17 protein-coding genes are annotated in these 20,125 nt (G+C 50.0%); 10 read left to right on the plus strand and 7 right to left on the minus strand.

What is annotated here, in order from left to right:
• The first annotated feature begins 1 nt into the window (after position 1).
• From ACOQPM_RS12925 to ACOQPM_RS12945, 5 genes are all read left to right on the plus strand, one after another.
• Entirely contained in the window at positions 2 to 265 is a 264-nt protein-coding gene (locus ACOQPM_RS12925; RefSeq protein WP_420629680.1) for a type II toxin-antitoxin system HicA family toxin, read from the plus strand.
• On the plus strand, positions 258 to 473 hold the full coding sequence (locus tag ACOQPM_RS12930; protein ID WP_420630532.1) for a type II toxin-antitoxin system HicB family antitoxin: 216 nt from the start codon (positions 258 to 260) through the stop codon (positions 471 to 473). Before ACOQPM_RS12925 ends, ACOQPM_RS12930 begins: the two co-directional genes overlap by 8 nt.
• A gap of 312 nt (positions 474 to 785) precedes the next feature.
• On the plus strand, positions 786 to 1,145 hold the full coding sequence (locus ACOQPM_RS12935) for a helix-turn-helix domain-containing protein (RefSeq protein WP_420627217.1): 360 nt from the start codon (positions 786 to 788) through the stop codon (positions 1,143 to 1,145).
• The gene (locus tag ACOQPM_RS12940) at positions 1,142 to 1,537 is read left to right on the plus strand and encodes an IS1 family transposase (protein WP_420627216.1); all 396 of its coding nucleotides are present in this window, start codon (positions 1,142 to 1,144) and stop codon (positions 1,535 to 1,537) included. Before ACOQPM_RS12935 ends, ACOQPM_RS12940 begins: the two co-directional genes overlap by 4 nt.
• Positions 1,538 to 1,606: 69 nt before the next feature.
• Complete coding sequence (locus tag ACOQPM_RS12945) at positions 1,607 to 2,911, plus strand: hypothetical protein (protein WP_420629681.1); 1,305 nt, start codon at positions 1,607 to 1,609, stop codon at positions 2,909 to 2,911.
• A 192-nt stretch (positions 2,912 to 3,103) separates the two neighbouring features.
• Here ACOQPM_RS12945 and ACOQPM_RS12950 read toward each other — a convergent pair whose 3' ends face one another.
• A complete protein-coding gene (locus ACOQPM_RS12950) occupies positions 3,104 to 6,154 on the minus strand; it encodes a penicillin-binding protein (protein ID WP_420629682.1) in 3,051 nt (1,016 codons plus the stop codon).
• A gap of 271 nt (positions 6,155 to 6,425) precedes the next feature.
• Between ACOQPM_RS12950 and ACOQPM_RS12955 the strand changes: the two genes are divergently transcribed.
• The 3 genes from ACOQPM_RS12955 to ACOQPM_RS12965 all read left to right on the plus strand — a co-directional run bounded on the left by ACOQPM_RS12955 (position 6,426) and on the right by ACOQPM_RS12965 (position 10,855).
• Positions 6,426 to 7,640, plus strand: a complete 1,215-nt coding sequence (locus ACOQPM_RS12955) for an aminotransferase class I/II-fold pyridoxal phosphate-dependent enzyme (protein WP_420629683.1) — start codon at positions 6,426 to 6,428, stop codon at positions 7,638 to 7,640.
• A 66-nt stretch (positions 7,641 to 7,706) separates the two neighbouring features.
• Positions 7,707 to 8,183 (plus strand): 23S rRNA (pseudouridine(1915)-N(3))-methyltransferase RlmH, encoded by a 477-nt coding sequence (locus tag ACOQPM_RS12960; protein ID WP_420629684.1) that lies wholly within the window; start codon positions 7,707 to 7,709, stop codon positions 8,181 to 8,183.
• Positions 8,184 to 8,245: 62 nt separating this feature from the next.
• Entirely contained in the window at positions 8,246 to 10,855 is a 2,610-nt protein-coding gene (locus ACOQPM_RS12965; RefSeq protein ID WP_420629685.1) for a tetratricopeptide repeat protein, read from the plus strand.
• Between the two features lie 7 nt (positions 10,856 to 10,862).
• Here the strand turns inward: ACOQPM_RS12965 and ACOQPM_RS12970 are convergent, their stop codons facing one another.
• From ACOQPM_RS12970 to ACOQPM_RS12980, 3 genes are all read right to left on the minus strand, one after another.
• Complete coding sequence (locus ACOQPM_RS12970; RefSeq protein ID WP_420629686.1) at positions 10,863 to 11,471, minus strand: LysE family translocator; 609 nt, start codon at positions 11,469 to 11,471, stop codon at positions 10,863 to 10,865.
• A gap of 135 nt (positions 11,472 to 11,606) precedes the next feature.
• Complete coding sequence (locus ACOQPM_RS12975) at positions 11,607 to 11,789, minus strand: hypothetical protein (protein WP_420629687.1); 183 nt, start codon at positions 11,787 to 11,789, stop codon at positions 11,607 to 11,609.
• Positions 11,755 to 12,315: a DinB family protein gene (locus tag ACOQPM_RS12980; RefSeq protein WP_420629688.1), complete on the minus strand. Its 561-nt coding sequence runs from the start codon at positions 12,313 to 12,315 to the stop codon at positions 11,755 to 11,757. Before ACOQPM_RS12980 ends, ACOQPM_RS12975 begins: the two co-directional genes overlap by 35 nt.
• An 87-nt stretch (positions 12,316 to 12,402) precedes the next feature.
• Between ACOQPM_RS12980 and ACOQPM_RS12985 the strand changes: the two genes are divergently transcribed.
• Positions 12,403 to 16,029 (plus strand): AAA family ATPase, encoded by a 3,627-nt coding sequence (locus ACOQPM_RS12985; protein WP_420629689.1) that lies wholly within the window; start codon positions 12,403 to 12,405, stop codon positions 16,027 to 16,029.
• 38 nt (positions 16,030 to 16,067) lie between these two features.
• Here the strand turns inward: ACOQPM_RS12985 and ACOQPM_RS12990 are convergent, their stop codons facing one another.
• Positions 16,068 to 17,231: a S41 family peptidase gene (locus tag ACOQPM_RS12990; RefSeq protein ID WP_420629690.1), complete on the minus strand. Its 1,164-nt coding sequence runs from the start codon at positions 17,229 to 17,231 to the stop codon at positions 16,068 to 16,070.
• 250 nt (positions 17,232 to 17,481) lie between these two features.
• Between ACOQPM_RS12990 and ACOQPM_RS12995 the strand changes: the two genes are divergently transcribed.
• Positions 17,482 to 18,621: a DUF5937 family protein gene (locus ACOQPM_RS12995; RefSeq protein WP_420629691.1), complete on the plus strand. Its 1,140-nt coding sequence runs from the start codon at positions 17,482 to 17,484 to the stop codon at positions 18,619 to 18,621.
• A gap of 9 nt (positions 18,622 to 18,630) precedes the next feature.
• Here the strand turns inward: ACOQPM_RS12995 and rsmI are convergent, their stop codons facing one another.
• Together rsmI and ACOQPM_RS13005 are read right to left on the minus strand one after the other, a co-directional pair.
• On the minus strand, positions 18,631 to 19,299 hold the full coding sequence (gene rsmI / locus ACOQPM_RS13000) for a 16S rRNA (cytidine(1402)-2'-O)-methyltransferase (RefSeq protein ID WP_420629692.1): 669 nt from the start codon (positions 19,297 to 19,299) through the stop codon (positions 18,631 to 18,633).
• 13 nt (positions 19,300 to 19,312) lie between these two features.
• The gene (locus ACOQPM_RS13005; RefSeq protein WP_420629693.1) at positions 19,313 to 20,044 is read right to left on the minus strand and encodes a 16S rRNA (uracil(1498)-N(3))-methyltransferase; all 732 of its coding nucleotides are present in this window, start codon (positions 20,042 to 20,044) and stop codon (positions 19,313 to 19,315) included.
• Positions 20,045 to 20,125: the final 81 nt, after the last annotated feature.

Raw genomic sequence — 20,125 nt, forward strand, 5'->3', positions numbered from 1 at the left:
CATGGGAAAAAAAGAAAAAATCCTGTTAAAGGTGCTGCGAGGCACATCAGATAACAATATTTCCTTCAACGACCTATGCTTGGTTCTGAATCATCTAGGTTTTAACGAGAGAATTAAGGGGAGTCATCATATTTTTACGAGAAGGGATGTAGAGGAAATCTTAAACTTGCAGCCGAAGCGCGGCAAGGCAAAAGCATATCAGGTAAAACAAGTTCGCAACATTATTTTACGCTACAAACTGGCTGACGAGGGTGATGATGAGTAGATATAAATATGAAGTAATTATTTATTGGAGCGATGAAGACGAAGCGTTTATTGCCGAAGTTCCTGAGCTGCCAGGCTGTGCCGCTGATGGCGAAACACATGAGGAAGTTTTAAGCAACCTGGAAACCATCATTGATGAGTGGATAGAAACAGCCCAAGCATTGGGACGGCCGATTCCGATACCAAAGGGTCGCTTAATGTTTGCTTAAAAACGCTATTAGGCGGCGCGATAAACCGCTAATAATAGCCATGTGAATATTCCAAAGACGGCCGTTTCCAAGCTCAAAAGTGTGTCTGGAACGGCCGTTTCCCATTTGCCAGTTGGTTGGGGTGAGGTGTGGGGGTGAGAGATACGGCCGTATCTCACAAAAAACTAGCGCACGGCAGGACGCCGACCACAGCCGGATACATGTTTTTGCTAGCAGAATACCATACCAAAGCAAGGGCTAATGTTACCAGATAGCGATCTATTACGCGGAAACAGGGAGTGACTAAACACAAAGGCATGGTATAAAAGGCACATGAACCAATGTCCGCACTGTCACCGAACAGATTCTCAAGTTAGAAATGGCAAAACTGTGGCTGGTAGCCAAGTATTCAAATGCAAAGCCTGCAATCGTAAATATGTACCCCAGCCTCAGCCAAATGGCCATCCAATTGCCATCCGCCAACAAGCCATTCGCTTGGTCTTGGATGGCAATAGCCAACGTCAGGCAGCACGACATCTAGGTGTTGCGCCACAGTCGGTCGCTAATTGGCTTAAAGCATACGCTGATAAGTTGCCATCAACCTTGCCCGGCCCTAATGAACCAGTGGAAGTAGCTGAACAGGATGAGCTCTTCACCTTTATCGGTGAGAAAAAAACGAAATCTACATCATGACCGTTGTAGACCGGCAAACCCGCTGTTTTCTAGGGATTGAGCCCGTTTTGCAACGCACGCAGGCAGTGGCACAAAAAATGATTGATGAGGCGCCTGCCGAGCAGTATTACAGTGACAAGTTCCCTCTGTACGACAGTTTGATTTATCGTCGCGGCTACCATTTATCGCTAAGAGATAAGAGCGAAACGTACTCAGTTGAAGGAGGCAATGCGGAACTGCGACACTATCTCACTCGACTAGTCAGAAAGAGCCGTTGCTTCTCACGCAGCTTGGTTTGGTTAAATCGTCATGTGAAAGCGTTTGCTCATGCCTGGAACCGACGTCAGTTGCACAATCGGATGCGGCCGTTTGACAAGAAACATGTGATTGAGTTCGTATGCCTACAGAATTAGCCACTCCCCGGAAACAAACTGTGGGTTGCGGTTGATACAATATGTTTCAGCGATTTATTGGAAGATGAATTGGCTAAGGGACATTTCAGAAAAACCAAAACGTTTTTGGATTTTTCTAAGCACGAAAAATTTCAATTCATTCGCACTCCAGATAATACCCCTTATGATGAAATACTAGAGATCCCTTCATTTTCTCCATTAAATATTGGAGATGATTACTCTTATGCAACCACTATGATTGAGTTTGACAAAGATCACGGTATGCAAACAGGGTTTCATTACGTTGAAGAATACATCATCAATGAGACCAAAAAAATGTACAATAAGGAAAATATTAGTCAATACGAGATCAACGAAATTCTTCTTGCTAATACAGTAGCATCATTTATTCCCTCAGACGATAGGGGATTATTTGACAAATTTCATGATAAACCATTGGATAAGCTAACATTCGTTACCAATCGGCAAAAACTTTTAAAAAACAGATTGTCTTTCTCCCCTCAAGCTTATACAGAAGAAATTTTTAATATTGTTAGCTTTGATGAAGCATGTGAAATTGTTGATCTTTTTTTGAAATTTAATAATGAATATCGATATACTTATAATGCCAGCCTCAGTAAGTTCCTGTTCTACTTGTATTCATTAAGAACAAAAGTCAGGAACTTTGATTTCAGTGACGGAGAACTGCAATCTCTTACGGATAGATTGATTTATTTATTAATGGCTATTGACAATTTGGGCTTTCAGTATTTCTTAAAAGTACATAACGACACATCAATCAATACAGCTTACCATTTCAACTACTTAATAACTCTGATGACAGGCATTTTTGATTACTTAGCCTTGTACACTAATAGCAAACTAGGAATTAATTTTAATTCAAATGAAGTTTCTTTAAATCCTAATGACAAAAATTTTCTTAAAGCAATCAGAGGCAAACAACCTGATTTACGTAAACATATACAAAATTATATTCAATTAATAAAGTTGATTCACGAAATTCGGAATCCAATTATTCACGGGGAGTTATTACCACAAACAGTACTGTCTAAGTGTGATTCTTTATCTTCTCAATGGAAGTTTAACACCTTACGGATCGATAAAAATATTAAGTCTCTGATTAGGCAGAATCATGATAATCCCCAAAAGATTAGCATGTTCAGCGAATGGGGTTGCTATGATCTTAACGAACATCACTTCGTTGAGCCTTACACATTCTCAAAAACCGCAGCTAAAAAGCTTTTATTATTCGTCAACAATTATCTAAAAATTCTGGGTCACAGCGATATTTTTCACAAACAAATTACAACAGATAGCGACAAAAAATTTCTTGATAGTTTAAAGTGGTTTGAAGTAACAAATCTTGGCTTTTGAAAAAACGATTTGCTGGCTAGGGATGCTCAATATCTGATACTTATACACACGATTTTCTCTACATTATTCTTCGTCACTACAGTCGCCATATTAACATAAAGCCATTGTAGCTGATACGATTGATGATGTTGAGTTGCGAGAGGTTTTAACGACCATTCCCGTTCAATCAATTTTAAAAATGCGAATAGGGATTTACTCACGGTTGATGAGGCAGACGGATACGGCCGTATTTCCTCCCTCCTCACTCTCATTCCCCGCCGCATCAACAGCAACCACGCGGAAGCTGTGACAACCCGGCCCCGGGATGTCCCACTTTTCCGTAAACGGCGGCACCGTGCTGATGGCAAACGGCACCTCCGCCCCGTCCACATAAAACTCCACCCGGTCTAGCGACACATCATCCGCCACCTGCGCCTGCACAATCACCCACTCCTCGTCGGTGAAGATTTGCTGGTCAGGCAGCGGGAACAGGATTTCGGCCGTGGGCGGCGTGTTGTCCACCGTCACCTGCACGCTGTACTCCTCGAAGCCGCCATCCTGGCGCACCACCGTCAGCAGCAGCGTGTACAGTCCTTCCAGTTCCGACACATCCCAGACGGCCAGCTCCGCGTTTTCGCGCGGCTCCGTTACGTTATCCGCCAGCGTTTGCAGGTTGTCGGGCGTGAGACCTTCAAAGTAAGCCAGGCGGTAAAAGGCAAAATTATCGCTGCGGGCGGTGCCGGTGATGACCACCTGCCCCCGTACAAAGGCAAACGGCGCGGGCGAGCTAATGCGGATGTTCTCCGTGGGGCTGTCCGGCGCGGTGATCGTGTCGTACTCGTCTGGCGGCTGCGGGATGTCGTTTTCGCGCACCCAGTCAGCGGCGGCGTCCGGGTAGACCACAAATAGCTCCCGGTCAATCAGCTCCGGCGGGGTGTAAATCGTCGCCAGCCGCCCCGTCTCCCGGTTGATGGCAAACTCCTGGTACATATTGTCAAAAATGGTTGGCTGCGTGCCGTCAATGAAAATCTCGGAGACGGTGGGGCAGAACGAGGTGGGCAGCAGGCCAGACAGATTGCACACTGGTTGCTCTACGATGCCCGTGGGGCGCGGCCAATTTTCCAGCGGTTCGTCTTGCAGCGCCCAGCTCATCAGCGCATGCCAGATAGGAGCCGCCCCCTTGGAACCGGGCACGTCTTGCATCGGGCTGTTGTCGCTGTTACCAATCCACACGCCCGTAACCAACTGCGGCGTGTAGCCGATGGTCCAGCCGTCGCGGAAATCGTTGGTGGTGCCGGTTTTGGCGGCGGCAGGGCGGTTATTGGGCAGTTCCAGCACGTTGGGACAGCCAAAGGCAGCACAGCGGGCGCTGCGGTCAGAGAGCATGTCGTTCATCACATACGCGAGTTGGGCGGTAAGAATTTCGCGGCGCTGGGGCTGGTTGTACTCGTACAGGACGTTGCCATTTTGGTCTTCCACGCGCAGGATGGCGACGGGGTCAAGCGTACGGTAACCGGGACGGATTTGCTCAGTCGGGCGGGGTTGGCCGACCATCACGCCCATGTTGTCCATGACGGAAAAGGCGTACGCCATGTCCAGCAAGGAGACTTCGCCGCCGCCGAGGGTGAGAGCAAGGCCGTAGCTGCCGCTGCCCTGGTCCAGGCTGTTGATGCCCAGGCTGTGGGCGGTGCGGAGGACTTTGTTGACGCCCACCCAGCTCATCACCTGTACGGCGGGGACGTTGTAGCTGTTGGCCAACGCCTGCCGCAGCCGCATCGGGCCATTAAATTGACGGCCGTAATTTTGTGGCACGTAGGGGATGCCGTTGTTGGCTTCGCTGAAATCGGTTTCCACGTCCAGCACCATGCTGGCGGCGGAGTAGCCTTGACTGAGTGCAGTGAGGTAGGTGAAGGGCTTGAAGGCAGAGCCGGGCTGGCGCAGGCCATCCACGGCGACGTTAAAAGAGCCATCAATGCTCTCATCCCAATAGTTTAGGCTGCCGACCATTGCTTTGATTTCGGCGGTGCGGGGGTCTAGCATGAGAACGGCCGCATTCCGCACCGCATGATCTACACCTTCGTCACCGGGTCGCAGCGGCGGCAAAAAGTCGAGCGCGGCACAGCTACTTTGTTCGTCGGCGGGCAGGCCGGGGCCAATTGCGCCAGAGAGTCGGTTAACGTGCGCCCGCGCCACACATTCGGCCTGCTGCTGGTAGGTGAGGTCGAGCGTGGTGTAGACGCGCAAGCCACCGCCCAGGACTAAATCGGGGCCAAACATTTGCTCTAACTGCTGCTGCACGTACAGGGCAAAGTGGGGGGCAATAATGTCGAAGCGGTCGGTGATGGCGTTGACGACGGGGACGGGGAGCAGCTTGGTGGCTGCGGCCGTTTCCGTACTAATCATCCCCTCCCGCACCATGGCATCCAGCACCAACTCTTGCCGCGCTTTGGCTGCTTCCGGGTTGTTGATCGGGTTCAGAGCAGGAGATTGGGGGATTGCGGCCAGCATCGTGGCTTCGGCCAGGCTGAGGTCGGCGGCGGGTTTATCGTAGTAAATGCGGGCGGCGGCTTCGATGCCGTAAGCCAGATTGCCGTAGAAGTTGGTGTTGAGATACCACTCTAAAACTTGCTCTTTACTGTAGGTTTGCGATACCTGCCGCGCCAACAGCAGCTCTTCCAGCTTGCGTTGGTAATCGTCCAGCCCCACCTCGCCCACAATGCGCCGCTCCGGTTCGATGAGGTTGTTTTTAACGACCTGCTGGGTAATCGAGGAACCGCCCTGGATGTCGCCGCCTTGCAGGATGTATTCGTTGAAGGCGCGGCCAATGCCGATCATGTCGAAGCCCTGGTTGGTGTAGAAGGTGCGGTCTTCGATGGCGATGGTGGCATCAATGAGCTGCTGGGGAATCTGGTCGAGGGGAATCCATTGGCGGTCGCCGCCGAGGGGGTCTATGATTTCGTAGATGAGGGTGAGGTCGCGCTGGCCGTCGGCGGTGGGATTGCCCCAGGCGTAGATTTTGCTGGTCTCGAAGGTGGTGCTGCTGTCTTGGCCCAGCCGCTCCAGCTCTGTGAAGTCAGGCAAATCGCGGGTGAAGCTGGCGAGTACAGCCGTTACCCCCACAGCTCCCAAAATGACGAATGTGAATACGGCCGTTGCCAAGCCTAACACAATCACACTCAGCCAACGAAAAACGTTGAGGCCGCTGCGCTGCCTGCGCTGCTGACGCCGAACGCGCCATTTGATGATGCGGGTTGGTTTTGGCATCTTTCCCTAATCCGTAATCGGTTATCCGTAATCAGTCACCGTACGCGAAGCGGTCGCACAGCGACATTACCGATTACTGTTTACCGTTTACCAAAAGCCAAATTGTCGCAGGATTGCAGGCAAGGGGCAAGCGGCGACGAGCCATTCTGAGCAACGATTTAGCCAGGAATGCGTAACTTGTTTGAGAAATGATGCGGCAAAGGATAAAATCAGGCTGCTGTTCAGGCAATTTGGCGACAGCCTGAACCACTATCTATTTGAGGAGAAATCAATGATCGGGGAAACCACGTTAAAAAAACCGGGTCTTGTGCCGGAAACTTTGTGGGATATTGAGCATTACAAAGAGGTGGGGCTCTATTTTTACCTGGAGGCGACAAAGGATATTTTGCCAAACGGCCGTGTCAATGTAGAAAATCACGGCGAGATGATTATGCTGGGGAGCTACTCCTACCTGGGACTGATTGGACATCCAGAGATTAACGCGGCGGCGAAAGCGGCCGTAGACCATTACGGCACCGGCACGCACGGGGTGCGCCTGCTGGCAGGCTCTCTCAAGCTGCATAATGAGCTTGAAGACCGCATCGCACAGTTTAAGCAAACGGAAGCAGCCATCACCTTCTCTAGCGGTTACGTTACCAACTTGGCAACCATATCTAGCCTGCTCCGCAAGGGAGATACGGTGATTTGTGACAAGCTGAACCACGCCAGCATTGTGGATGGCTGCCTATTGGCGATGGCTAAATTTGTGCGCTTTCGCCACAACGACATGGATCACCTGGAAAGACGGTTGCAAGAAGCTGGGGGGAACGGCCGTAAGCTGGTCATCGCCGATTCAGTATTCAGCATGGATGGCGACATCATCAACCTGCCAGAAATGGTGCGCCTCTGCCGCAAATATGGAGCCTATTTAATGATTGACGAAGCCCATTCCATCGGCGTTTTGGGCGAGACGGGACATGGTATTGAAGAGCATTTCGACCTGCCGCCAGACAGCATCGACATCAAAATGGGCACGCTGAGCAAGGCAATTCCTAGTGCGGGTGGCTATGTGGCGGGCAAGAAAGAGCTGGTTCAATTTTTGAAGCATGAAGCCCGCGCCTTTATTTTTTCAGCGGCGATTCCCCCAGGTTCAGCCGGGGCGGCCAAAGCTGCCTTCGACGTGATTGAAGCCGAACCGTGGCGCGTGAAGAAGCTGCAAGATAATTATGATCATTTTGCCGGACGGCTGCGCCAGGCAGGGTTTGATCTGCTGTACACGGAGACGGCCATCGTGCCGGTGGTGTGTGGCAGCACAGACCGGGCGGCGCTGCTGGCGAAGCATTGCCAGGATCGAGGCATTTTTGTGCAGGCAGTGGTGGCGCCCGTGGTGCCAGAAGGCCAGGCACGGCTGCGTGCTTGCGTCTCCGCGGCACACTGCATTGAAGATATTAACTATTGTGCCGACACGATTATTGAAGGCGGGCGGCAGCTTGGGATTATCCGGTAGGTCGGTAATCGGTGAACGGTAATCCGTGAAACCGATCACCGATTACTGTTTACCGATTACCGAAAGATGCGACTGAACGGCCGTCTCACCATCGCCGCCGTCGGCAAAATCAAAAGCAGGGCGTGGCTGGCGGCTCAAGATGATTATGTCAAGCGATTGAGGCGATACACGACGCTTGATCTGATTGAAGTGAAAGATGTGGTTGGTCGCCGCATCCCCGATGACGTGGCGATGGCCAAAGAGGGGGAGCAGCTTCTGCGGGCGACCAGCGACAGCCACCGCCTCATTGCCCTCACGCCAACGGGCAAAATGCAAACCAGCCCCAACCTGGCAAAATGGCTGCAAAAACGGGTGGAGGGGTACGGCCGTATCGCTTTCCTCATTGGTGGCCCTTTGGGTTTCTCAGACGACGTGCTGGCCGCTTGCCACGAACAAATCTCCCTCTCCCCGCTCACCTTTACCCACGAAATGGCGCGCATTTTGCTGCTGGAGCAGCTTTACCGCGCCTGCACCATTTTGGCGGGCGAACAGTATCACAAGTAGGTGGGAAGAGTTGGAAGTAAACGTGGAAATCAAGCAGATCCTGCACCTGTATTAGGTTCATCATGTCTGATGTTGATGATTTTCTTTTAGATGAATTTAAAGACCGTGAGCTAGAGATTTTGAGCTTGATGGCTGATGGGCTAACCAATGCCGCCATTGGTGAAAAGCTGTTTATCACCAAAGAGACGGTTCGTTGGTATAACAAGCAAATCTATAGCAAGCTGGGTACCAGTCGGCGCACAGAGGCAATTGCCAAAGCGCAGCGATTAGGCTTGATTAGGAGTGGAGAAACGGCCGTTTCCACTCCAACCGCCCAACCCCACAACCTCCCCACAATCGCCACCCCCTTCATGGGGCGCGACAAAGAAATCAAACGAATCACCACAATTTTAGGACAGCCAAACACCCCCCTGCTCACCGTCTTAGGCCCCGGCGGCATGGGCAAGACCCGCCTCGCCATCGAAACAGGCCATCAATTGTTAGAAACATACCCTGATGGGGTTTACCTGTTCGAGTTGGCCCCCTTGAACCATGCCAACAACATCATCACGGTGGCATTGCAGGCACTGGGCATCAATGCCAAAGGGACAGATGACCAAAAACAGCAGCTTTTCGACGCTTGCCGCGACAAGAAAATGGTTCTTATCTTCGATAACTTTGAGCATATCCTGGATGGGGCTGACCTCGTAGATGGACTGATGAAAGCGGCACCCACCTGCCGCATCCTTGTTACCTCCAGAGAGCGGCTCAACCTCTACGGCGAAACCGTTTTAGAGCTGAAAGGGCTAAAAGAAAATGGATCCCAGCTTTTTGAGGCGGTTGCCAGAACATTGAAAGCGACCTTTGTATTAAACGCTCCAGACATTGCTCATGTGCAGCAAATCGTCAATCTGGTTGGTGGGTTACCCTTGGGCATTATTTTAGCCGCCTCCTGGGTTGATTCGCTCGATGTAGACGAAATTGCGGAAGAGATACGCCAAGACTTAGACATACTCTCCACCGAAATGCGTAACATCCCTGAGCGGCAGCAAAGCATACGCACGGTGCTTTCCGCCAGTTGGGAAAAGCTATCTCGCCAAGAACAAAGAGCGTGTATGAAGCTGGCTATTTTTCGTGGGGGTTTTCGTCGCAAAGCGGCCAAAGCTGTGGCGGGTGCTTCCATTAGGCTGTTGCAATCGCTCCAGCACAAATCCTTTGTGCAGCAGGTGGCGGAACGACGGTACGATTTGCATCCGCTGGTGCAGCAGTTTGCGTTTGAGAAGCTGAAAGATAGCGGCCATCTCCAAGAAGCAAAAGCTGACCATCTTGCCTATTTTGCAGCGTATGTCACCGACACCCTTGTTGCGCTTGAGCATGGCGATTATTTGTACCCTTTACGGGAGGTAGAGTTAGAAAAGGAAAATGTAGCTGTGGCCTTGGATTGGGGATTGGGGCAACAGGATGAAATATGGGAAACGGCCGTTACCCTCACCGCCGCCATGTCTGATTATTGGTATAGTAAATCCTACTTCAATGAAGGTATTCTGTACTGCTCGCGTGCCCTTGCCCATTTACCGCTAAGTCCAGTTTGGGCAAAGCTTATCAGACGCAAGAACTATTTTCTACTGCAGCTTGGGGAAATTGAACAGGCGGCTGAGCTTGCGGAACAGTTGTTTGATTTTGCTGAGACGCAAGAAGATGTCCAGCTTAAATTATCGGCCTATGGCACCGTAACAACATCGCTTCTTGATATCAATGATTATGAAAAAACCGTTGAACTCGCCGACCAATATTGGGCGTTAAGTCAAAGCGTAGCTCACCCTGGACATATGTTTCTCGCCTTAAATCGCTTAGGTGATGCCCACAGATTGTTAGGGAACAACGAAAAGGCAATTGAAATCGCCAGGAAGGCAGTCAACATGACAAGGCAACAGGAAAATGATGCCCTGCTGGCAAGTGCCACCTATAATCTTGGGCTAATGCTGATGGAACTCGGTCATCTTGAGGAACCGCGCGCCCTTTTTGAAGAAAGCCTCGCTTTGAAAAGATTGATTGGTGAGCGAGCCGGCATCGCAAGGCGATTATACGTGTTAAGCCAATTGTCATGCTCGGCGCAGATGTTTGCGGAAGCAGAAATCTATCTCACTGAGGCGGATCAAATTATAGGGGATTTAAATGCCCCCAAGCGCACAATGGAGCATTATTTCTATGGCTGGGCTTTTTACTATGAAATGCAGTCCGATTGGGCGCAAGCCATTCGGTACACAAAGGAGGCCCTGCAAATAGCAACTCAATTCAACTATACAGGTCATAGAGCGGCACAAAATTTAATGCTTGCGCGGGTTTACGCCAAAGCAGGGTTGCCCCAGCAAGCAAAAATATATTTAGAGCGCGGTGCTGACCATTCTCTTCAACCAGATACGCCTAGCCGCTTCAATACGGACTGCTTGCTTGCTTTTAGCCGATATTGGTTAACCGTAATTGATCTAACCAAATGTGCGACCGCCTTCATCTATTTTGGGGATAGTTATAAGGGTGATCCCTATATCAAGCACGAAGTTGAACAGATACAAACTGCGCTTGACGCTCATTTTTCTACCGCTGAATTTGAGGCTTTGAAGGCTTCATTGCCCGAAAGTGACCCAAAACAGGTGATTGCACAACAACTCGCCGAACTTCAAGGCCACAAGTAACTAAATCCTAAACAGCTAGCAAAACAGAGTATGCGACTTTTATTCCAAACCCAATCAAAACTAAACCACAGCCTGAAATAATCAGTTTAGACCATTTCATGTCGATTCGTTTCATCAAATGACAGGCCAAGATAACGAGGATGCCGGCAACGGCCGTTAAGCTAATAAAAAACCCAGCCAAAAAAATCTCTGAATCAACCGGAATATTTTTTGCTTGACTACTTAGCGAAAGCCAAAACGCAATGGCAAATGGATTGGTAATGGAAATCAGGCCACCTGCAAAAAATGTGTGAATGATTGAGCATCCCGGTTTACTTCCTTCATCAACCTCTTGGAGAAACAGATTGCGATCTTTGATGCTTGAAATTCCCAAATAAAGGAGTAAACAAGCACTGAAAACCCCAAGAACCAACTGCAACTGACCCATTTTCAACAAAACCTGAACACCGGAATAGGCCAAGAGCGCATAAAACAGATGCCCAATCATGCCGCCTAATTGGAAGGAGATAGCGGCTGGAAAACCAAAAATCGTTCCTCGACGTAACGTTTCACTTGTAATTGGCCCCGGTGAAGCCATATAGGCAAATCCCATAAGTAACCCCATTGTCAGTTCCATGATGTTCTCCTTTGCAAATTCAGCGCGTGTCGTTATCTGCAAAAGAGTGTAAATTTTTGGCAGGGGGAGTTCACCCCCCCTAGGGGTAGTCTTGTGAGATTAAGGGGGAGGATTTGATGGTTTATGTAGAATTGGTCAATCTAATTCAAGATATTTGTTGGCTTTGACAAAAAAAGCCCGTGCAACCCTCGAAGCAATCATTGAGAACATTCCTGAAAGGGAGCTACGGGCTTCGTTTTTGGCGTTGCCATCTGTAAAATCAATCTTGGCTTGAGTCTGGCAATTACCGCTCGGGATAATAATCCATTGCGCCTTCATCTGCCATCACCTCAGGGAAGCCTGTGTGGTCTAATAGCTGGCGCACGGCGAACGCTTCACCCATGTGGAAAAAGTAATGATTATTGGTGCGCTGCAATACGGACCCTAGATTTTCTGGGTAAACCCAGCCAAAGTAGTTGACTTCACCCAAGAGGTCGTCCACTGTCAGTGTGACAAGATATTCGTCCACGGCTTCGGTGATTTGTTCCCAAAGGGCGCGCACTTCGCTCAATTTGGGCGTGGTTGCTGGATTGCCTTTTCCTGCCAGTTCATGCAACTGTGGGAACATCATTTCCCCAGTGAATGCGCCGAGGTTCATCATCTCATGCCAGGCCAGGTGAGCCATAAACCAGCCCAGGCTGTTGATGCGGCCAAAGCGTTTTTCGCCGTCTTCATCTGAAACCCCATCAAAAATGATGGCCCACTCTTTACGGGCGTTGCGTATTTGCCACACAAGGTGATGGATTGTGTTGTCTGCACCATTTAAATTTGCTTGTCCATTTTTAATTGCTGTTGCTGTACTCATTATGAATCTCCTTATAAAGTATTGAGTTTTAATTTTTGGGGCTATCAGTTATATTTGTGTGCCGCCAAACTTATGAAATGAACTTTATTGGCTGACCAATACCAAACCAATACCAACTTAATGGAAGCCATTACCAAACCTCTTTCAATTCACCTGCTGGGTACGCCTGAAATACGCTTTCAAGGAGACTCTTTGCGCTTTCGCAGCCGCAAAATTTTGGCTCTTCTTATTTATTTGGTGGTTACAAAACAACGCCACTCGCGGGACAGCCTGATTGCCCTATTTTGGCCGGACAGTGACCCAACGCGCGGGCGCAATTCGCTGAGAACGGCCGTTTCCCGCCTGCGCCAGACATTAGTACCCACAGAAATCACAATTATCACAGAGGGGAACTTGATCAGCTTTGATTTTGAAGCCGCTTATGTGGTTGATTTGGATGCGGTGGCGATGGGGTATGGCAATAATGCGACTGTTGCTGAGTGGCAAACGGCCGTTTCTGCCTATCGCGGTGACTTCCTTACAGGTTTTAGCCTAAAAGATGCGGTTGGCTTTGATGAATGGGCCGCCATCGAGCGTGAAGCGTGTCAGCAGCGTATTGAAGCGATCTTTGCGCGCCTCACACGACATCATTTAGATCAGTTAGCTTCAGCCCAAGCGGTGCAAACGGCAACCGAATGGTTAGCAATTGCCCCCCTAAGTGAGCCAGCCTATCAACATCTGATCGAAGCCCATCTATTGGCTAGTAATCGCTCGGCTGCGTCGCAAACTTTTGCAGCCTGTGCCAAGATGTTAGATGAGGAGTTTGGTTTAGAACCGTCGCCAGAAACGGCCGCTTTATTGAATACCTCACCGGAAAAGATGGCAGGTAACGGCCGTTCACCAACATCTCCCGCAAAAGAAACGGCCGTATTCACCCCCCCTTTTGTTGGACGGGGTGAATCACATCAAAAAATAGTCGATCGATTTCGTTATGCCACAGCAGGACAAACACAAGTTGTCCTCATTAGTGGCAGTGCGGGCATTGGTAAAACAAGATTGGTCGAGACCTTTTTTAACTGGGTCTCTGTGCAAGCGATAGAAACAGACCAGCTAAACGGCCGTGCCTTTGAGATGGGTGGTCGTCTATCCTACCAGCCCCTCATCCATGCCCTGCGGCAGCGATTAGACGCCGAAAATGCCCCCGATGATCTATTGCCAGATGTGTGGCTTGTTGAACTAAGCCGCTTACTGCCCGAACTGCGCGAGCGGTATCCAGATTTACCAAAACCGACAGAAAGCAATGATGACATCGCCAAATCGCGCTTGTTTGAATCGGTGGCACTGCTGGGCATGGCGTTAGCCAAACGCCAAACCGTCATCTTTTCCCTCGATGATATTCAATGGGCAGATGAGGGGTCGCTGGATATGTTGCAATATGTGGTGCATCGCTGGCAAGAGAGCCATACGCCAATCATGCTCTTGCTCACCGCCCGTAGCGAAGCCTTGCTGGCTGGCTCTCACTTAAATGAATGGCTCCATCTAGTGGAGCGCAACAAAGCATTAACACGGATGGCATTAGCTCCCCTAGAGCAAACTCATATTGAGCAGATGGTTTCCCAATTTGCCTCACAATCAACTCCTGTGCAGGTGACAAAACAGTTTAGCCAATGGCTGTTTAACGAATCGAATGGGTCTCCCTTTTTTATTGAAGCGATTGTTTGGATGCTGATCGAAGAGAATATTTTGTCGCCAATCGGAGAGAGCGGCAATCAACTTGATGTGGAAAAGGGATGGCAGCAGATTCAAACGGCCGTTCGTCTCCCCTTGCCCCCCACCATCCGCGAAATCATTCTAGCTCGCTTACGCCGCCTCAGTGACGAAGATAATACGCTGCTTCTAAGTGCGGCCATAATCGGCCGTCACTGCCAATTTGAGCATCTGTGCCAAATTGCGGGTATCGAGGAGTTAAGCGGACTCAACTCATTAGATAATTTGCTCAATCACTCTCTAATTTCCGAACGAGCAGGGAACAATCCCTACAATATTTCTCACGACAATATTCGCCAGGTCGTTTATGACCAAGCAGGGGAAGCACGACGGCGCATCTATCATCGTCGCGCGCTGAATGTGCTGGAAACGGCCGCCTCATCCGCCGCCGAACTCGCTTTCCACGCCCTTCAGGCCAGATTATACGAACCCGCCTTCCGCTACCTGATCCAAGCTGGCGACAAAGCCAATGCCACCTTTGGCTATGCAGATGCTATCGAGCATTACCGCAGTGCGTATGATTTGCTCATGGAAAACAGGCTCGCCAACCAACCTCCCCAACATTTCCATGATTTGTGTAGTCGTTTAGGCCGCGCTTATCAAATGAACCATCAATATGCTGAGGCGGTGCAATTTTTCCAAGAGATGCAACGGCTAGGGGTGCAAATAGGAGAGCAGGCGTTGCAGCTCGCTTCCCTCATAGGAGAAGCCACACTCTATGCCACCTCTACCCCAGTACAAGATTTGACCATCTCTGAAGCTTATGCCACACGAGCCCTCCGTTTAGCCCAACAGCTAGGGGACAAAGCAGCGGAAGCGAAAGCCCATTGGTTGCTTCTGCTCCATCACAGGTTTGCCCATCTCTATCCCGAAAAGGCACTTGCCCACGGGGAAGCCTCTATCGCCATCTCCAGAGAACATAGTTTGCGCTCGCAATTGGCCTTTTCGCTCAACGATATTGTGCAGGTATACCGAGAACTTAGGCAGTGGGACAGCGCACATAAAACCGAAAATGAGGCACGTCAACTGTGGCTTGAACTGAACAATCTGCCAATGTTGGCTGACTCATACACCTCTTTTGCTTATTGGCGCTATTGGTACGAAGGTAAATTACACAGCGCCATGGCCATGGCTCAAAAGGGACGGCAGCTTAGCCAAGAAATCAATAATCTTTACAACAACATGGCTGCATCATCCTTAATGGGATGGATATATTGGGATTTTGGGGAGTATAGGCAAGCCATAAAATATATTGAAGAAACGATAGCGATCGATAAGGAGATTGGCTTTTTTACAAACTTGCATAGCAGCCTGCTTGCGCTCATATTGGCAGATTTGGGGAAAAGTTCGCTTGCGATAGAAATGTACAAAAGCTTTATGAACGGTGACGTAGCGGTGCCAAAATGGACGCATCCTGTTGCTTGTGCTTGTGTAACGTATGCGTTGATTATTAATGGCAAGCATGAGGAAGCCCAGCAGCTATGGGAACCAATCTATGCTTCAATTCCTCTTGATGACAGTTATTATTACATTGTCAGCTATGTTATTCGGGCCCAAGCAATCAGCTTGTTGAGCCAATCCAAACCGTCGGAAGTCATAACGATGCTGGTTACATTTCTTGATCGGGTTGATCCGAATGAAACATGTGGCGTGCTGGTTAGTGAGCTTTATTATCTTTTGGGACGCGCCTATGTTGAGCTTAATCAGGATGAGGCCGCGTTGGCATCGCTCAAAAGGGCGTTAGCTGTTTCAGAAAAGCATGGAGAGCGGCGGGTTCGCTGGCGAATCCAGAAGCTAACGGCCGTATTATTAGAAAAACAGGGAAAACAAGAAAAAGCGGCCAAATTCCGCCAAGAAGCCCGCGCCACCCTCGACTTTATCATCGAACAGATTCCAGAAGGGGAGCTACGGGCTTCGTTTTTGGCTCTGCCAGAGGTAAAAGACGTGTTGAATTGGAAAAAAATGTAACGTGGGTGGCATCCTCTGGCTTATTGAAAGCTATACAACTAGGCCACTTTAGGTAATCGCATCTTATTAGGTTGGTCGCGCCAAGAGACAATCATCTCATTTTTGGTAAAGGTGAGGCGCGTTTCATCCGTGAGAGCAAAAACATCTTCCTTGATCGGTACTAAAATTTGGTCAAACATGGGAGACTGATAACGAAGGTCACGCCCATTTTCCAGGATAACTTTGCTCTGCCCATACTCACCAACATATTGGCTTGGGTTGTCTACGGCAATGGGTGCTTGATTGGCTCGTACTGTCTCTAGCTCCCATTGGCGAAAAGCCTGTAGATCAGCCGGTGCCTCTTGTGCCAACAAGCTTTCTAGGGCGTGAGCATGGGCCACAGGCAAAGCCTCTGCCGCATCGGTAGCGATGTGGGGCTGTACGCCCACGCCTTGCCACCCTGTACCAGAGATGGGATTAATCGGCCGCCCGCTGGGCACGTGTATCAGGAAACCATCATCGAGGGAAACGGCCGAAATCGTATGCCCAGCCCCTACCGTCGTTTCGCCAACAAGCGTTGCTCGCTCCATTTGTTGTAAATCATAAGCAAATTCCTCGGCCGCCGATCCGGTTGTGTGGCTAATCAGCACATAGACGGGGATGTTAATGAGCTTTTTTCCCGGCACAAATGGCAATGTCCATGATTGGCGGTGTTCATCCGTCACACGCTCATAAAATGTGTTGATGAGGGTGGGTTCCGCCACGAGATAGCTAATAATGAGCTGGATCATTTGGGGCATCCCACCGTGGTTTTGCCGAAGATCAAAGATGAGTGCGTCACTGTGAGCCAGGAACCCAAGGGCGGCAACGGCCGTTTCCATAGCGGCCTGACTGCCAGCAAACATCCGCATATCCAAGTAGCCAATATTGCCCGCCAGTCGTTTGGCTTCATAAAAGTAATGGTTGTGGCGCGCACTTTGGGCAAAAAGGTCGAGTTGATTTGGGGCGGGAACGGCCGTTTCCGGCACGTGCATGAGGGCAAAATGATTGTCATTCGTTATCTCGCGCAAAATCTGAGTCAGCTTCATGGCCACATGCTGTGGCGACGGTTGGGCTTCTACTGTTTCCCGATGTGTTTGTAGTGCCGCAATGACATTTTCTGCCTCATCAACCAAAATGTACCGTTCCCGAATGGCATCAGCGATTTGTTCTAGTAATTGCATCTGTTTCGTCTCCTTCTGAACTTCCACCTTGTAAAAATTTGCGGGTCTTCAGGATTTCGGGAGACCGGCACCATTTGTAGGGGCACGCCCCCGTGTGCGTTGTAGGGGCGCATCCCCGTGTGCGCCCAGAGTGGGCAGACACGGGGGTCTGCCCCTACCCCAAGAATCCAAAGAACCAAATTTGCATGACGGCAATACGATACGGTATAGTTTATACGCGAATCAACTATTTAACTAAACAGTTAATCAGATGAGCATTAAACTCCATCTAGACAACTTACCTGTTACCCGCATGGCTTACAGCTACTCGGTTCTCAATGAATTGCTGTTAAGCCTAAAGGTGCTGGGCGACCACAAACATTATCCCTTGCACATTGGTTGGGCTTTGGCCACGCGCCGTCAGTTGCCGGACGGTATGCGGCGGGAACATCGCTTTTTTTCCCTTATCTTTCAATCAATGCTTACTTTTCTGTGGGAAACAGGGCAGGTTGAAGAAGCTGATTTTGCTATCGAGCTGGAGATGTTGGCAAAACGGCCGTTAGCCCACTTCACCGACGCCATTATTTCTGCTTTGCTCATTGGCAGCACGCCTACGGGCAAACGCATCGTGCAACATTTCACCACGCTAGCAACATTCCAACAAGAGCCAACGCTGCAAAGCCAAGCCCGCGATTGGCTCGCCACCTACTATCCCGACTCAATTGAGATCGTTGACCTGCTTTTAACGAACCCAACTGCGCTGAAGGAACGCTTTATCACCTTCATAAAGCAATATTGGGAATTGGTTTTTCATGCTTCCTGGGCTGAAATAGAGTCGTTTTTTCTGCAAGAAATCGGCCGTCGTGGGCAGCGTCTCTATGCGGAGGGCGTGATTCAGGGGTTGGCAGACCTAATGCCTAAAATGCACATAAATGAAGACAGTGGGGAAGTGATTTTCTTCAACAATAGTGAGGATGAGGAAAGATGGCTGGGCAGCAAGGACACCTTGAATCTTTACCCATCTTATTTCACCTACCCTAGCTCCCTTTTCACCTTTCACCGAGATCAAGATGAACGGCTTTCTGTTTCCATCACCTACCCCCTCCCAGAAATTCGCCATATTGGGCAATCGCCATTGCCGCCGGAACAATTATTAACGACATTACGCGCCATTGGGGACGGCACGCGCTTACAAATTTTACAGCTTGTGGCTCAAACACCCCGTTCAACCCGTGAACTTGCTCCGATTATTGGCCTATCGGAAGCGGCCGTTTCTAAACATCTCAAATTGCTGCACCAGGCTGGCTGGGTATCGGCAGAGCGAAATAGTTATTATGTGCTTTATCGTGCTTCCATACGGCCGTTAGCCAACATGACCTTTGCGCTTAATCAGTTGCTCAAAAAAAATTAGGGCTCTTTGCTAAATAATGAAGCCGCCGATCGCAACAACATACTCACCGCGCGGCTCTTCATCTTCAAAATGGGCAATGAGCTCTGAAAGGCAACCCCGATGGACTGTTTCGTACAGCTTGGTGAGTTCGTTACAAACGGCCGCATCTCTATCCCCATACACCGCCAACGCATCCTCTAAAAATGGTTTAAGCCGATACGGACTCTCGTAAAAAATGAGCGTGTGCGGAGATTCCGCATCCACTGCCAAAAAACGCTGCCGCTTGCCGCTTTTTCGGGGGGGAAAGCCTCGAAAGGTGAAGGCGTGGGCGGGCAAGCCAGACAAGACCAGGGCCATGATTAGTGCCGTCGGGCCAGGAATCATGGTGACAGGCAGGTTTTCGGCCACGGCTCGCTGCACAATCGAGTAGCCAGGGTCTGAAATGCCCGGCGTACCCGCGTCTGTCACCACCGCCACCGACTTGCCTTCTTGCAGTAGGCTGATGATTTTGTTGCCTGCCTTCGCTTCGTTGTGTTCATGGAAGGCGATTTGCGGTTTGCTAATCTTAAAATGTTTGAGCAAGCGGCCTGTTTTGCGCGTGTCTTCGCTAGCAACCGCATCCACTTGGCGCAGTGTTTCTAACGCGCGCAGCGTAATATCACCAAGATTACCGATGGGGGTTGCTACGAGGTAAAGCATTATCAAAACCCAATTAGATTATGTCTAGTTCGTGCAAAATGAGGGCAGCAGCCACGAGTGCGGCCGTTTCTGCCCGAAGAATGCGCCTACCGAGTGTGATAGCGCGAATGCCCACCGACTGAGCGGCTTCTACTTCTTCACTAGCAAAGCCGCCCTCTGGCCCAATGAACAATGAGATGTGGGACGGCCGTTTTACACTCACCAGTCCCTCACGCAAACCAAGCTGCTTTTCTTCCTCCCAGGCAATCAAACCGGGCTGGTTTGGCTGGTTTGCCAACGCCTGCGCCAGCGTTTGGGGCGGGTGTAGTTCAGGAATGCGCCCCCGGCGCGATTGCTCGGCCGCTTCGGTGATTATTTTGTGCCAGCGGGCCTGCTTACTTGCTTTTATGTCAATACCCTGCACTAAACTGCGCTGCGTGACGATGGGCACAAAGCGGCTCACGCCAATCTCCGTGCCTTTTTGCAGCACGCACTCAAATTTATCGCGCTTCATCAAGGCTTGATAAAGGGTAAGCTGCACAGAAGGTTCGTTGGGAGACGGCCGTTTAGCCACTGCCTCCCCCACTACCTGCTGCCTGTCTACCTGCCGCAGCAACACCTCGAATTCATTACCGCTGTTGTCTAGCACCAAAATCGCTGCACCCGGCCGCAACCGCAACACATTGCGAATCTGATGAGCAATTTGGGCAGGCAACACAACACGTTCGCCCGAAAAATGTTGCGGTTCCATAAAAAAGCGGTGCATGATGCTATTTTAACAGAAAATGGGGGGATTTTTTGATTTCTGCCACAGAGGGCACGGAGTTTAAAGAGAAAAACTCTTGAT

This window comes from Candidatus Leptofilum sp., assembly GCF_965223525.1.
In the GTDB taxonomy this organism is placed as follows: domain Bacteria; phylum Chloroflexota; class Anaerolineae; order Promineifilales; family Promineifilaceae; genus Leptofilum.